This window comes from Mucilaginibacter endophyticus (assembly GCF_003351025.1).
GTDB classification, from domain to species: Bacteria; Bacteroidota; Bacteroidia; order Sphingobacteriales; family Sphingobacteriaceae; genus Mucilaginibacter; species Mucilaginibacter endophyticus.
The window spans coordinates 353,676-367,952 of record NZ_QPCG01000006.1; the positions used below are offsets into that span (position 1 = coordinate 353,676).

Below are 14,277 nucleotides of genomic sequence, written 5' to 3' on the forward strand. Positions count from 1 at the left end.
AAGTTAACCGCACCAAACGTTACCGTCCATGGCTGTTATGCTGATGCAATTGCCTTACAAAAAACGGGTACCCGATAAAAAAACACTTACGCGTATGTTGCAAATGCTTTCGATTTTGTTGCATTTTTATAGTTCTACATGCACAAAAAACATAGGGCTGCGCGATTCACCTCTTTAGAGAGTAATAGTCCATCATTAGACAGCAATAGAAAATTAAAGGCCGTATAGTTGACTCACCTGGTCTACGCTTCGCTGGACCACCCTCTCTCCGGCTTCGCCACAAAGAGGGAAAAGAAAAGAAAATAAAAAAACAGAATCCCCTCTTTACGCGTAGCGTAGAGAGGGGTGACAAGCGCAGCGATGTCGGGGTGAGTATATATGCGCGATGACGTTAAAGATTATATTTAACGGTGGACTATTACTCTCAAGAGGGGGATTTTTAAAATATTTCGCAAGTTCAAGCGTAGACGCTTGAACTTGCATTATCTAACCGTAAACACATTCATCATTTTTACATAGTCCCGGATAAAATAAAATGATTCCTTTGTCTTTTAAAAATCAATAAAATGAAACGAACGCTTTTCCTGTTATTCTTTCTCTGTGGTGCTTTAGCTGTTCAGGCGCAAAAAGTAGTTGAGCCATCTGCAGAAAAGCATCCCGAATGGACGCAGTCATTTCCCCCTTTTCAAATCGCGGGTAATCTTTATTATGTAGGCACCGCCGACCTGGCTTGTTATCTCATCACTACATCCGCGGGCAATATCCTGATCAATACCGGGCTGGCATCTTCCGAAACACAAATCATAGCAAACATTAAGACTTTGAGCTTCAAAATCTCAGACACCAAAATCCTGCTGACCACCCAGGCCCACTTTGATCACATGGGCGCTATGGCGGCAATGAAGAAGATCACAAAAGCCAAAATGATGGTAGATGAAGGTGACGCGGCGGTTGCTGCCGATGGTGGCCTTTCTGATTATGATCTTAAAGGAGACGTGCGCACATTCACCCCGGTAAAGGCAGATCGTATTTTACACAATGACGATATCATTAAATTGGGCAACGCGAAACTCACCATACTTCACCACCCGGTCATACAAAAGGGTCATGCAGCTATTTATTTGATGTAAAAGACAATAAACGCAGCTACAGGGTTTTGATAGCCAACATGCCCACTATTGTTACCGATAAAAAGTTTTCGGATATCCCTTCTTATCCTAACATTGCTAAAGATTATGCTTACACACTGAAGGCAATGAAAGGTTTAAAATTTGATATCTGGTTAGCCTCCCACGGCAGCCAGTTTGATCTGATCAGCAAACATAAGCCAGGCAGCCCTTATAACCCTATGGCCTTCGGCGATAAGAAGAATTATTACGATGAAATAGCCGAACTGCAGGCTGAGTATGATAAGAAAATAGCGGTAAAATAATTGGCGAGGATCAGGTATTTCTTCCTTATATACTTATCCAATAACCATCAAAAGCCGATCAATCCGACCGGCTTTTGAATAAAATATAGATTTCAAATGCCCTTACCCTGCCAACACCTTTTCTGCCAGCTTAGTCCCTTCAACCCTTGCACTGATCTTGGCGAAAGCGATCTCCCTTGCGGTTGAAGTATCATCACCAAATGGCGAAAAACCGCAGTCATCGGTAGTACCCAATTGCTGAACAGGGATGATCTGGGCGGCTTCCAATATCAGGTCGCTTACCGCTTCAGCGGTTTCTACTTTGGGGTTAATAACGTCAGTAACGCCGAGGAAAACGCGCTGGCCTGCGCCAAGGTTTTCTTTTATGGCATTGAGTACTGTTTTCTTGTCTTTTTCGGCCGCATACTCCAGGTAAAAATTACCGGCGTGGAGTTTAAACAACAGTGGCAGGAGTTCGGTGTAAGGAATATCGGCGCTGTGGGTTGAATCATGATCTCCGCCGGGGCAGGTGTGTACACCTATTTTCTTTTGCTCTTCGGCAGTAAAATGACCAAGTACTTTATTATTAAGATCGATAAATGCCGACAGCAGTTGTTTACTGGGATCCAGCTTAATAGCCAGGCGAGCTTCGGTAAAATCAATTTGTACGTTATAAGCGCCGCTATCAAGGCATGAGCGGATATCATAAGCCGCGTCCTTCACCAGATCGGCCAGAAACTGATCGCGCGAGTAGCCATCAATTCCTTCCTGAGGATAAAGCAGGCTCATGGCCGAGCAAGATATTACCGCTTGCTTTACCGGTAATGTGGCATATTTTTTAGCACGGCTCAGGTATGAATTTGCAAAAGTGGTATAATGAAAAGGCCCTCCGGTAAGTTTGGGTAGCTGGCGTGTATGCCCGTCGGCAAAAGGGATCACCACGCCATCGGCAGCAAAATTTTTGAAGCCCTGCATAGGATAGGTAACGAAGCTTGGTTTTGATTGCTCGCCATCGCTGATAACAGGCGAACCGGTGGCTTCCAGTTCCTGGATGGTTTCGCGGGTAGCCCTATCAAACAGGTTATCTAATTCATCGGCTTTAATTTGCCCGCCGGCAAAGGCGGTCATGGCTTGTTGTAAGTAAACCGGGCGCGGAATGCTCCCGATAGGCTCAGTTTGTATTTTCATAAATATAGGTTAAGATTGATTCATAAAGTTAACAACTTAAACCTATGGTAAAACATTATGGATAAACAAATTATGAAAATAGCTAACCTGCAATATCTTCAATCAAAGCAATACACTGGCGGCAATGTAGGTGCTGGATACAGCTGTTTAAATTTCTTACTTCCCTACCGCATCAAGTAGCTCCGCTAATTTGCTATTCAGTCCTTCTGCTCTCAAACCTTTAGCTATAATCTTTCCGGCAGGATCAATCAGGAAATTGGTCGGGATGCTGCGTACGCCATATTGCAGGGCAACAACGTTATTCCAGCCCTTAAGGTCGGATACCTGTATCCAGGTTAGTTTATCATCAGCGATAGCTTTTACCCAGGCGTCTTTTTTTCCCGGGTTATCAAGCGATACGCCAACTACGGTAAAACCTTTGTCTTTGTATTTATTGTAAGCCGCAATTACGTTAGGGTTTTCTTCGCGACAAGGGCCGCACCAGCTTGCCCAAAAATCTACCAGTACATACTTCCCTTTAAAGTCGGATAGTTTTACGGTTTTACCTTCCGGGGTTTCCTGTACAAAATCAATCGCCTGGCTGCCAATTCTTGTTTTTGCCGATGATGCCAATAACAGCGGGATAGTTTTACCTATGGGCGTATTTTTTAATTGCGGGCTTAGGTTACTGTACGCTTTAGCCGCTTGTTCGTTAATCAAAGTATCAGCAGCGGCCTGCTGCAAGGTAAGCAGGCTGATATATGATTTAGGATGAGTTTTAGCAAACTCTAATCCGGATACTCTTAATTCGCCCATATATTGCACTTCCCGGCTTCGCATTTTATTAATAAAATCTTCAGTCTTTAATGAATCGGGCGTTGAGGCAAACTCTTTATTCAGGGCGGTAAATTTATCTTCAATGGGCTGGCGCTGCGCTCTAAATGCCGCGGCATCATTATTTAGCTGCGAACCGCTAACCGTGATATTCTTAAGCGAATCAGCAGCCTTAAGGATTATTTGGCCCGGCTCTATATAAAAATGCAAAAAGTCGAGCTTTTCACCGGGAGCCGCTCTGCTTACCAAAGGATTTTTGTTAAGGCAGATGGTTGCCTGCACGCCGTGAGGTACATTACCGGCAAAATTAAAGTTGCTGTTTTGTACGGTGACCGAGTCGGACTTTTGCTGATCATCCAGCTGGTAAAAAAGGAATACCTTATCGCCGTTTTTTAAGTTTTTTACATTTCCGTTTACGGTGAAGTTGTTTTGGGCCAGTAATGCCATCGGCATCAGGCCAAGCATAAGCAGGAAGATTTTTTTCATGGAGGTGTAGGTTAATATAATCGCGTGGTAATAATATGAAAATAAAGTTGATGCAGCTAATTGAATTTGTATTAACGAGTAACTGTTAGCAATAGGCAAACAAAAAATATTCCCTATTTTTAGCAGATATCGCCTGCTTATAAAACATTACAAATGAAATCAGCGCCTTTATTTTGTTTAACCCTATTCATTTGCCTGCTACCATGTTTAACCCGGGCGCTAACGCTGCAAGCTAACAAACAGCTCCCCCGTATAGCCATCGCTGGTTTGGCTATTGAATCAAGCACATTTTCGCCAGCACTTACTGATGAAGCGGCTTTTCATGCCAAATACGGCGCGGATGTTTTCAGCGCATACCCTTTTATGGCTGCTGATTCTCCGCTTCGCAAAAAAGCAGGTTGGTTTCCTACGGTGGTTGGCAAATCATTACCCGGTGGGGCGGTTACCCGGGCGGCTTATGAATCGTTGGTGAATAAAACGCTCGATTCGCTTAAAAAGCACCTGCCTTATGATGGCCTATATTTTGATATTCACGGCGCCATGAGCGTTGTTGGTCTTGATGACCCGGAAGGTGATTTTATTGTACGGATAAGAAAAGTAATTGGCTATAAAACCGTGATATCTACTTCAATGGACCTGCATGGTAATGTTTCCTGGCGGCTGGCCCAAAACTCTGACCTGATCACCTGCTACCGGATGGCCCCTCATGAGGATGCCATGCAAACCAAACAACGCGCTGTGCAAAACCTTATCGACAGGATTGAAGGTGGCAAAGGCAAACCCGCTTATAAGGCTTATATATCTGTGCCCATTTTACTCCCCGGCGAAAAAACAAGCACCCGCATTGAACCGGGTAAAAGCTTATACCAACAAGTTGCCCCGGCTGCAGCACAAAGTGGTATTACCGATGCCGCCATCTGGATTGGTTATGCCTGGGCCGATGAGCCACGCAACCATGCTGTAGTAATGGTTACCGGCGATGACAAAGAAAAAGTAAGCCATACCGCCGAGCAGCTGGCCCAAAGTTTTTGGGACGTTCGCAACCAATTTGAATTTGTAGCGCCAACCGGCACATTAACCGAATGCCTGGATAAAGCCATCGCCAGCCCTAAACATCCTTTTTATATCAGTGATTCGGGCGATAACCCTACCGCCGGCGGCGCAGGTGATGCCACCTGGACATTGACCCAAATCCTTACCCGACCAGAATTTAAGGCAGCAAATGGGCCTTCGCTCCTTTACGCGTCTATTCCCGCGCCGGAGCTCATCAAAAGCGCCATTGCCGCCGGCATAGGCAGCCATGTTGAGGGCTACGCGGGCGCGGCAGTAGATAACCGTTTTGCGTCGCCTGTAAAACTTTCCGGCACGGTTGAATCTATTGTATCCGGCGATAAAGATGCCGAAGTTGAAGCAGTAATAAAAGTTGGCAGTGTGCATGTGATCATCACCCAAAAACGCAAGCCTTACCATAAGGAGATCGACTTTACACGCCTTGGTCTCAACCCACGCACGGCAGATATCGTTGTAGTAAAAATAGGCTACCTTGAGCCGGAGTTGTATGCCATGCGTGCCGATTGGCTTTTGGCCATTACACCCGGCGGTGTTGACCAAAATATTGAACGGCTCCCCTATCATCGCATTCAGCGGCCAATGTTTCCGCTGGATAAAAACATGAAAGATCCGGATCTGAAGGCTAAACTGGTGCCGTTATCTGGTAAGTAGGTATTTAAAGCTTACGCCTGCGCTTTTCACTTAATGACATGCTTTCGCCGCTTGCTATATCCCAATATCTTATAGCAAAGGTTTTGGCATCAACCTCATACCATTCATATGTGCGTAATTGAAACCCGAGATTCTCGGTTATCGATACCCTATAGTAATTATTCTCTTTCGTTGGTGTGCCCTGAATCAGGACTTTTAACAGATGTGGGTTTTTACGCGCCTTTCTTAGTTTATTTTCTTGTTGCACCTCGGGTAAAGCATTAATAAGCCTTAGCACTTTCCGTTCTGTTGCATTTGTGGCGGCTCCATATTCCTGTCCCTGAGCGCTATTGAGCAGTAATAGAAATCCGAATAAGACTAAAATCTTCATAAAATATATCCTGATTAAAGATAGTTGATTTTCACCATCCCTACCATCCGGATGTGGTATTTTAAGTTACAGTCAGCCTATTTACATCCCAATAAAATCACAAACACAACAAATTGCTTTTCAATATTTTATATTTAAATTTAACTATCCAATAAGCAGCCATTACACCTAAGCGGCTTACTTTCATTAGCACAGTTTTAAGACCAAACCAATGGAAACACGCGATCATAGTTTCTGGCCATTTACGCCAAAGGTGAGCATCATCAGCGCCTTAGCAGTTTTATTAGGATTGCTGTTAATTACAAGTGCGCTCCATACTTTCACCGGTTGGCCTGCAGACACATCTAACAGCACTGTTTTAATTGGTATTTTTATACTTAGTCTGCTACCCATTGTACTGGCAGTGCTTAATGTAATTATTGAGCGGGGCGGCAGCATTGGCTATGGTGATCTTAAAATCGACTTTTCAAAAATTCAGCAATTGTCAAATTCGGGCTTTACGGTGCCCGCCAACATTGGTGTACGTGGGCAACAGGTTACCGATAGCGGCACGTCTAACATTCTCGAAACATTGCGCGAGGCCACCTCATCGGGCGTAGTGGTGATTGATCTTGAAGATGGGCATGCCTGGTGGGAAACCCGGCTGCTGGTTTTAATTTCTGGTGCCGAGCGCCTTAAAAAACCAGATAAGATAGTTTTTGTAGCAACCGTTGAAGCCAAACAACAAGCTTATTTGGGCTGGGCACGCCCCGGCGATCTGTTAGAGCAATTACTGAAAGAGGATCCGTTATATTTAAAAAGCTTTTATGCCGCCCGCGCGGCCGCGGCACAATGGGCATTATTAGGGCCATTAGAGCCGGTTCCGCCAATGAACAACTATTATGCTATTCCACCGGCACCAGCCTGGATGCAGGGTACTCTCGCGCTAAACCACAGCTGGATGGCATTTTCAACCAATACCGGCTTACCTAACGAATTATTGGCCGAACAACTTTTGCAAAACGAACTTGGCTCAACTATTGAAAATCAGGGCGGGGCAAAGCATGTTAATATGGTACATCTTGATGAAATATTTAGCCCTGTGCTGATCAAAAAACAAATTGACAAAAGCTGGCCGGATGAACAGCAAACCAACGCGCTGTTTGCTGCCGAAGAACCTTTTATAGCGATAACCGAAAACGGGAAATATTCGGCCATAGTTTCAACACAATCCTTATATAACGAGGTATTGCGGGGAATGATGGCCAATAAAAAGTAACCTTTAAAATATAGAAACAACTTTAATACAAGGTACAAAGCTAAATGCTGACCCGCCCTGAGCATATAGCCGCTGATTCAATATCCCGGGAGTTATTTTTAGCGATAAGTTGTTATCCACAGTATACGAGTGGATCATTTTAGCATCAATATAAGCATCAATTGCCTGTATCCCCCATACTCCTAAAATACCAATGATACATATATCCCGGTTACGCCTTGCATTTTCACGCGCCGATGCCAGAATACCATCACTAACATAATTTTCCGGACTACTATACCTTATATATTCTGCGTAATAAGGATCGCCCTTTTTGGGAGGACCATCATTACGATAACGTGAGAGCGTAAGATATTCGCGATAATATTGCTGATTATGAATAGTGTTAATTACCAAAATGCTAAGGCCGCCGTAAATAAGCGGAGCTTTCCAGGCCCGATGATTATATGCCTGCCCCCAGCCCGGTAGCACCAACGAACGGATCACAGCTTTATGTGCCGAATGCAAACTATCGGGGTGATAAATTTTCTCTTTTATTGCACCGGTTTGTGCAATAGCTGCAGATAAACAACAGGTAAAAACGCCACAGAAAAACAGGATTTTATACATTACAGGTCACCAATTTTATGATAAGGAGGCTAAAGGTTGGTGAATGATCATTGAAAAACCAATCATATCCTTACGCCAGGTTGCAGGTTTACTAACGGAGAAAAATATGTTTTAATATTGGACAGATAGATAATGATAAAAATTATGGGGCTTCAATTTGTGGCCGTTTTAGCAATTAGCGTACTTTTGCCGCGATGGAACAAGTTACCCTTAAAAGAACAGACAGCGATAACCCCGATTTCAGAGTCCTTATTACCAAGCTGGATGCCGATCTTCGTCTTCGCAACGGCGATATGATGGATTTTTATGATCATCATAACATTATCGAAAAAAATGACACCGTAGTTATTGCTTACATAGATGATAAACCTGCCGGTTGTGGCTGTTTTAAAGATTTCGATCACGAATCAATAGAAGTTAAAAGAATGTTTGTTGAGCCTGATGCAAGGGGAAACGGCATCAGTAAAATAGTTTTAAACGAACTGGAAAGCTGGGCCCGCGAAATCGGTTTTAAGTTTGCAGTCCTCGAAAGCGCCAGCAAGCAGGTTGAAGCACATAGCCTGTACCACAAATCGGGATATGAGCGTATCGAGAACTATGCCCCTTACGTTGATCTGCCTTATAGCTTTTGCTTCAGAAAAAAGTTGTAATGCAAGCCAGTCTCAGTTTAAAATGATCTGCGGCAGATCATAGCGCCGGGACATATCATCAATAAAAAGCTTTTCAATTAAAGTGTTCAGGTATTTGGCGTCGGCCTCAGCCATGGGGAAGGTCATGTTGTAAATTTCAAAGGGTGTATTATCAACCTGCTTATAAGAGCCAAAGCTGCACAATACGCAACCAGGGCTGGATTTATATAAACTGTGGCTGATAATTAACCGGCTCTGCAGCCTTTTAATAATATACCTTGTTTTAAATAAGCCATAGTCACGTTGGTAACTAACCGACCGTGTATTAATGATCAGGTTTTCCCATCCAAAAAAATTCCAAAGTGAATATTTAGCCAATAACACAAAAAGCAGCCCGAAGCATATAACTATTCCCGGAATGTGCCATACAACACCCAAAGCAATAACTGCTAAAATAAAAAGGTTGGCTAAAACAAGGGCCAGTTTACCTATAAGCGGATTACTTACGTTTACAGAAACATAAACGCATATACCGTCGCTGAAAATCTCAGATTTAGGCTGATTCATTATTTTTATAACTGGTAATGCTAAGATACAAAAAAGCCCTGCTTTCGCAGGGCTAAAACACAGTCAGCAACTCTAACACACACTTAATTAAAAATTATAACACAAACTTATTACCTATTCTTCTGTCGCTAACTGAAAGCTTATTGGGATACTATATCTAACACGTACGTTCTGACCGTTTTGCACACCCGGTTTCCAGGCTTTGGCCAGTTTTAGTACACGGGTTGCTTCTTCATCAAAACCATAACCTGCACCACGGTCAACCTTAATATTTGAAAGTGTTCCGTCTTTTTCAATAATAAAACTCATAAACACCCTGCCTGAAACACCTTGCTCTTGTGCAACCGCCGGGAAACGCAGGTTCTTCTGTAAAAACTTAGCCCAGGCCGCCGCTCCACCTACTGGTTCAGGCATAACTTCCAAACCATCTATGGTATGCACCCCGTCATCCACCTTGGCTGTACCGGGGCCGCCAGGTGTACCAGTTTCGGTTTTTAATACATTACCGTCCCCAACAGGGCCTTTGACATCTTCAGATCCTATTGCCACGTCTTTCAAATCGTTGATAGTTGGCGGATCCGTCGGCGGATCTGTGGTAACCAAATGTGGATTTGTAAACACTTTGGTTTCAACCTGAACAGCAGGCTTTTGCTGTTGCTGTGCCGCGGCAGGCGGATCGGGTTGTTTTGGTTTAGCTTCAACAGGAGGCTTGGGGATATCTACCGGATTTTTAAGTGAGACTTCGTGAAAAACGTATTCTTTTTTCGGCTTAGCCTTAAAAACTATGGTAGCAGCCGATAGCACAGCTACGGCAGCAAAAGCGATTCCCATGGCCTTGGTTAACGTTTTTGAATAAGTGCTGCGTAATTCATACGCCCCATAATTTTTGTTGCGATGGTCAAATACAAGGTCGAGCCACTCGGCATTGTACAAATCAAATTTGGTGATAAGCATATTTTCGGAATTAAATTTTATTAATAACGAATATACTTATATTATATTTTGTAAAAAGCAGAAATAATTCAAAATAATTCCGTCAGATTTTTCATCTGTTTTTCATCTTCTATAAAAACAGACATAATCCATAAAAAGATTAAAAAACCATTCAACAAAACCTTTTTTATCTCATAAAATAAAAAAATAATCAATAAAAGTTGACTTTAAAAGCATTTTAAACAATCAAATCACAAAAAATTTAAAATTTTTCAAAAAAAACTATCAATTATTTACAGTTTTTATTACTTTTAGATATGGTTAAAAGGTTTTACAAACTTATTGCCTTATTTTTTCTACTCTTTTACGGATTTACCGCATCCGCAAAGGGTGGATTATACCATTATTACCACAAAAGCACTAAAAAAACCACTGTATCTGCAACAATACCCCATCACAATCCATTTAACCTGGAGTTTGTACTTAATAATGTACCCGCTCCGGTTATTAATGTACAGCAACACAGGGGGGCGCATTCTTTACAGGCGTTTGTAGCAACGCCCGGCAGCTACACAATTAGATTTAAGTACCTTGATTTTAATTGCGGCCTGGACACAAGCAAATTGTCCCAGCTCCGCAAACTCATCCTTTTTCCGTTTCACGACTTTTGGTAGGCTAAAAAACAATTCCCAACCCACATGCCCTGATTAAGCATGAGGGATTATTGTTTTTTAAAAAATTTAGTTTTAATACTGTCCGGTGTTTTTGATTGGACACCGGACAGTATTATTCAAACCTTCATTTTTTTTCCTCCCTTAAACCCGAAACATGAAAAAATTCATACCTTTTGGCATACTCTTAATTGTAATTGTATTAGCCCTTATATATCCTTCAGTTACCCTTACAACCGTTAAAGACAGCAAAATTGACTCTGGCGATACCGCCTGGCTATTAGTAAGTACCGCCCTTGTATTGATCATGACCCCTGGTCTGGCATTTTTTTATGGCGGTATGGTGAGCAAAAAAAACGTATTATCAACCATGCTGCAAAGCTTTGTTTGTATGGGCGTAATTACCGTTATATGGGTGATATTTGGCTTTAGCCTTGCCTTCGGCGAAGATGAGTTTGGTGGTTTTATTGGCAACCCCGGCACTTTCTTTATGATGAAAGGCACATTAGGTAATGCCACCTGGGAACTTGCCCCAACCATCCCACTGGTACTATTCGCTATGTTTCAGTTAAAATTCGCGGTTATTACACCTGCCCTTATCACCGGCGCCTTTGCCGAAAGGATCCGTTTTAACTCTTACGTGATTTTCCTTTGCCTGTTCATGATCTTCATTTACGCTCCCTTAGCTCACGCTACATGGCATCCAAAAGGCTTCCTTTTCGGAAAAGGCGTACTTGACTTTGCCGGCGGTACCGTAGTACACATGAGCGCAGGCTGGGCAGCTTTGGCATCAGCTATATACTTAAAAGGCCGCAACGAAACTTCACACAATCCGGCCCGTATCAGCTATGTACTATTAGGTACAGGTTTATTATGGTTCGGTTGGTTTGGTTTCAATGCTGGCTCTGCATTAGGCTCGGGGACTTTAGCAGCAACCGCTTTAGCAACAACTACTACAGCATCTGCCGCTGCGGCTATGGCCTGGATGTTCTTTGATATCCTTCGCGGTAAAAAACCTGGCGTATTAGGCGCATGTATAGGTGCGGTTGTAGGTTTAGTAGCTATTACTCCGGCAGCAGGCTTTGTAACTATCCCACACTCTTTAATTATTGGTATAGTAGCCGCTGTAGTGAGCAACCTGGTTGTGATCTGGAGAACCAAAACCAGCATCGACGATACACTTGATGTATTCCCTTGCCATGGCGTAGGCGGTATGGTTGGCATGCTTTTAACCGGTGTATTCGCACACCAGAATGTTAACTCAGCCAACACAACCGGCAATGGTTTATTTTACGGCGAAACACATCTTTTCCTTGTTCACTTAATTACATTAATTGGTGTATCGGCCTTTGCTTTCATCGGCTCATTCATTTTATTAAAGATCACCGACATGATCAGCACATTACGTGTAACTCCTGAAGAAGAGCTTGCAGGTTTGGATATCAGCCAGCACGACGAGGAGCTATAATCAACTCCTATCCCCTAACTGATTAAACTCAATTAACAACATAAAAAATAAGCCGCACCTTTTACAAGGTGCGGCTCTTTTATTAAATACCTTTATTCTGCAGGCGCTTACGGCTCAACACAAACCAATACCTGCAAACTCAGAAAAACTACCATTCTTTAGTTGAAACCCGCTTTACCTTTTTAACATCATGCTTCTCCAGCGATGAAGTTTTAAGCATATAAGCCTTCAGACTATCGCCAACATGTTTACTGTTAACTAACACCTGGCTTATACAAGTACTAAAATCGGCCTTTGATAACTTTTCCGATGCTTTTTCAAGAGCTACATCTTTTCCATGCATAAACTCAACATTGCCATAACGGTTACGCTGATAAGGCTGGTACACAAAATCGGTTAACCAATAACGATACTTACCATCCTTTACCTCCACCCTAAGTGTATAGGCCATTTCCCCGCCTTCACTATTACCCACCAGGCCTTTTTTATTGATCAAAAAAGAGCCGGTACCGGTAAGCGCATTACCATCCTTATCGGCCTTGGTCAGCTTAAGCGCTTTTGCCGGGTAAGCTTTTTTAAAAAAATACAACCCGCGGTCATAAAGCGTATCAGCTACAGCACCGGGCTGATCTGCCGTTTTATAATAGATATACTTGTTATTTTCATCAAGGGCCAGCGAATCCTTTTGCGCAAAGGCACCCAACGAAAAAAGGAGACCAACAATGCCTAATAGTATCTTTTTCATAAAACAAATATAAAAGCCGCTCCGGACAATTCCGGAACGGCTCATGATAAAAATAGGGTCAATATAAACTTTTTTTTTAGAACGCGTACACCGCAGCTACAGCAAACTGACCGGCTGATTTTGAAGGATCGCCAGAGTGATTAATGAATGAAGTAGATGAGCCGTGATCTAACCTGATTTCAGGAATGAAAGTAAGCGGGCCTGATTTAATGTTTGCAGTAAAGGTAAAGGCCTTAACATTTTGCCCCGGAGGAGGGCCAAATGTTTGCAACGCGCCATTTTTAGTTTTGAAATACTCGCCCCTTAAACCCAAAGTAACTGTTTTTGATACAGCTAACTGCGGATATAAAGCAACACCACTAAAGCCGCCACCATCATTTGGAGCCGAGTAAGTAGCACCGTTTAAGCCTAATTTAAAGGCATCGGTAATTTGATAAGCCGTTGTCAAATCAACTTCGGTACCAGATTCTTTACCGGTAGCAAGGTTAAGATAAGCAGTCCATCCTTTTACTGGAGATACAAACAACTGCGAGCCAAAGGTATTTACCTTATGCGTTGAAGTATAATTGTTCCAGGTATCGTTAAATATACCGGCCATTAAGCTTACTTTATCGCTAAACGCGTAAGTTAACTTAACACCAGGGTTCTGGAACGGGCCATTAGTGAACAGGTATGAAGTTGAGTAGTTAAAGTTACCTACAGGACTAATAACCTCATAACCAATAAAGGTAGCCATATAACCACCGGTAAGGTTTAATTTATCGGTAAGATCATATGATACATACAAGTTCTGAATGTGGAATGAATCACCATTAGGACCATTTGGAATTGACTGAGCCTGCCCGCGCGGACCAAATGAAAGCTCACCAACAAACGCAGCTTTACCTACCTTTTTCTTCAAGCCCAGATCAATCATACCAATTGATACCGAATTATGGTCACTTGCAAAGCTGGTAGGGATCTGAGAGCCCTTGTCTGAGAAATCATATTTATAGTAGGTATCTACCGAACCGTAGATAACCAAAGGGGCATCAGACGTGGTTTTAACCGTGTCCTGAGCCTTTACCGTAAAGGCAGCAATTGAAAAAAATGAGAAGAGTAGAAATACTTTTTTCATGATAACGATTTAATTGTGAATTGATAAACTATTTTGTTAATTGTTGTTTTTTTGGGAAAATTCTATTGTTATTATTTGATTATCAACACCTTGCAATTAAAAGGATCAGTTATGTGTCGGCATAAAAAATCCCTGTACGATTGGCAACGGCAACGTCCACTTAAACAACTACTGTTGTTTCAACATGAAATGCTGTTAAGTCTTAAGTCAGCAGCCTTTAGTTTAAAGTCAGAAAATTAACTTCTGACTTTAAACTGAGGACTATAGACTTAATACTACCACTCTCCAAC

General features: G+C 42.6%; 12 protein-coding genes and 1 pseudogene. 5 read left to right on the forward strand and 8 right to left on the reverse strand.

Features of this window, described 5'->3' with window-relative positions:
- Positions 1 to 566 precede the first annotated feature (566 nt).
- Positions 567 to 1,432, forward strand: a pseudogene (gene bla, locus DUL71_RS24440) (subclass B3 metallo-beta-lactamase).
- Between the two features lie 102 nt (positions 1,433 to 1,534).
- On the opposite strand, the gene DUL71_RS24445 reads toward bla, so the two are convergent.
- Positions 1,535 to 2,599, reverse strand: a complete 1,065-nt coding sequence (locus tag DUL71_RS24445; protein WP_114940493.1) for a cobalamin-independent methionine synthase II family protein — start codon at positions 2,597 to 2,599, stop codon at positions 1,535 to 1,537.
- Between the two features lie 156 nt (positions 2,600 to 2,755).
- Positions 2,756 to 3,898, reverse strand: coding sequence for a TlpA disulfide reductase family protein (locus tag DUL71_RS24450; protein WP_114940494.1), 1,143 nt, complete (start codon positions 3,896 to 3,898; stop codon positions 2,756 to 2,758).
- A 153-nt stretch (positions 3,899 to 4,051) separates the two neighbouring features.
- Here DUL71_RS24450 and DUL71_RS24455 point away from each other — a divergent pair, with 153 nt between their 5' ends.
- Positions 4,052 to 5,620, forward strand: a complete 1,569-nt coding sequence (locus tag DUL71_RS24455) for a M81 family metallopeptidase (protein ID WP_114940495.1) — start codon at positions 4,052 to 4,054, stop codon at positions 5,618 to 5,620.
- Positions 5,621 to 5,624: 4 nt separating this feature from the next.
- Here the strand turns inward: DUL71_RS24455 and DUL71_RS24460 are convergent, their stop codons facing one another.
- A complete protein-coding gene (locus DUL71_RS24460; protein WP_114940496.1) occupies positions 5,625 to 5,990 on the reverse strand; it encodes a hypothetical protein in 366 nt (121 codons plus the stop codon).
- 211 nt (positions 5,991 to 6,201) lie between these two features.
- Here DUL71_RS24460 and DUL71_RS24465 point away from each other — a divergent pair, with 211 nt between their 5' ends.
- Positions 6,202 to 7,248, forward strand: a complete 1,047-nt coding sequence (locus tag DUL71_RS24465; protein WP_114940497.1) for a hypothetical protein — start codon at positions 6,202 to 6,204, stop codon at positions 7,246 to 7,248.
- 3 nt (positions 7,249 to 7,251) lie between these two features.
- Here DUL71_RS24465 and DUL71_RS24470 read toward each other — a convergent pair whose 3' ends face one another.
- Entirely contained in the window at positions 7,252 to 7,857 is a 606-nt protein-coding gene (locus tag DUL71_RS24470) for a DUF5683 domain-containing protein (protein WP_114940498.1), read from the reverse strand.
- 194 nt (positions 7,858 to 8,051) lie between these two features.
- Between DUL71_RS24470 and DUL71_RS24475 the strand changes: the two genes are divergently transcribed.
- Positions 8,052 to 8,507, forward strand: coding sequence for a GNAT family N-acetyltransferase (locus tag DUL71_RS24475; protein ID WP_114940499.1), 456 nt, complete (start codon positions 8,052 to 8,054; stop codon positions 8,505 to 8,507).
- Between the two features lie 12 nt (positions 8,508 to 8,519).
- Here the strand turns inward: DUL71_RS24475 and DUL71_RS24480 are convergent, their stop codons facing one another.
- Both DUL71_RS24480 and DUL71_RS24485 read right to left on the reverse strand, forming a co-directional pair.
- Complete coding sequence (locus tag DUL71_RS24480) at positions 8,520 to 9,053, reverse strand: hypothetical protein (RefSeq protein ID WP_114940500.1); 534 nt, start codon at positions 9,051 to 9,053, stop codon at positions 8,520 to 8,522.
- A 114-nt stretch (positions 9,054 to 9,167) separates the two neighbouring features.
- Positions 9,168 to 10,007 (reverse strand): energy transducer TonB, encoded by an 840-nt coding sequence (locus DUL71_RS24485; protein ID WP_114940501.1) that lies wholly within the window; start codon positions 10,005 to 10,007, stop codon positions 9,168 to 9,170.
- An 807-nt stretch (positions 10,008 to 10,814) separates the two neighbouring features.
- Here DUL71_RS24485 and DUL71_RS24495 point away from each other — a divergent pair.
- Positions 10,815 to 12,125 (forward strand): ammonium transporter, encoded by a 1,311-nt coding sequence (locus tag DUL71_RS24495; protein WP_114940503.1) that lies wholly within the window; start codon positions 10,815 to 10,817, stop codon positions 12,123 to 12,125.
- Between the two features lie 148 nt (positions 12,126 to 12,273).
- Here DUL71_RS24495 and DUL71_RS24500 read toward each other — a convergent pair whose 3' ends face one another.
- On the reverse strand, positions 12,274 to 12,870 hold the full coding sequence (locus DUL71_RS24500; protein WP_161964500.1) for a DUF4468 domain-containing protein: 597 nt from the start codon (positions 12,868 to 12,870) through the stop codon (positions 12,274 to 12,276).
- A gap of 76 nt (positions 12,871 to 12,946) precedes the next feature.
- Positions 12,947 to 13,987, reverse strand: a complete 1,041-nt coding sequence (locus DUL71_RS24505) for an outer membrane beta-barrel protein (RefSeq protein WP_114940505.1) — start codon at positions 13,985 to 13,987, stop codon at positions 12,947 to 12,949.
- Positions 13,988 to 14,277: the final 290 nt, after the last annotated feature.

What these genes read in the sequence shown, in the direction of transcription:
- DUL71_RS24505 (WP_114940505.1), bottom strand. Translation starts at nt 13,987, where the DNA reads ATGAAAAAAGTATTTCTACTCTTCTCATTTTTTTCAATTGCTGCCTTT.
- DUL71_RS24450 (WP_114940494.1), bottom strand. Translation starts at nt 3,898, where the DNA reads ATGAAAAAAATCTTCCTGCTTATGCTTGGCCTGATGCCGATGGCATTA.
- DUL71_RS24480 (WP_114940500.1), bottom strand. Translation starts at nt 9,053, where the DNA reads ATGAATCAGCCTAAATCTGAGATTTTCAGCGACGGTATATGCGTTTAT.
- DUL71_RS24470 (WP_114940498.1), bottom strand. Translation starts at nt 7,857, where the DNA reads ATGTATAAAATCCTGTTTTTCTGTGGCGTTTTTACCTGTTGTTTATCT.
- DUL71_RS24475 (WP_114940499.1), top strand. Translation starts at nt 8,052, where the DNA reads ATGGAACAAGTTACCCTTAAAAGAACAGACAGCGATAACCCCGATTTC.
- DUL71_RS24485 (WP_114940501.1), bottom strand. Translation starts at nt 10,007, where the DNA reads ATGCTTATCACCAAATTTGATTTGTACAATGCCGAGTGGCTCGACCTT.
- DUL71_RS24465 (WP_114940497.1), top strand. Translation starts at nt 6,202, where the DNA reads ATGGAAACACGCGATCATAGTTTCTGGCCATTTACGCCAAAGGTGAGC.
- DUL71_RS24495 (WP_114940503.1), top strand. Translation starts at nt 10,815, where the DNA reads ATGAAAAAATTCATACCTTTTGGCATACTCTTAATTGTAATTGTATTA.
- DUL71_RS24445 (WP_114940493.1), bottom strand. Translation starts at nt 2,599, where the DNA reads ATGAAAATACAAACTGAGCCTATCGGGAGCATTCCGCGCCCGGTTTAC.
- DUL71_RS24460 (WP_114940496.1), bottom strand. Translation starts at nt 5,990, where the DNA reads ATGAAGATTTTAGTCTTATTCGGATTTCTATTACTGCTCAATAGCGCT.
- DUL71_RS24455 (WP_114940495.1), top strand. Translation starts at nt 4,052, where the DNA reads ATGAAATCAGCGCCTTTATTTTGTTTAACCCTATTCATTTGCCTGCTA.
- DUL71_RS24500 (WP_161964500.1), bottom strand. Translation starts at nt 12,870, where the DNA reads ATGAAAAAGATACTATTAGGCATTGTTGGTCTCCTTTTTTCGTTGGGT.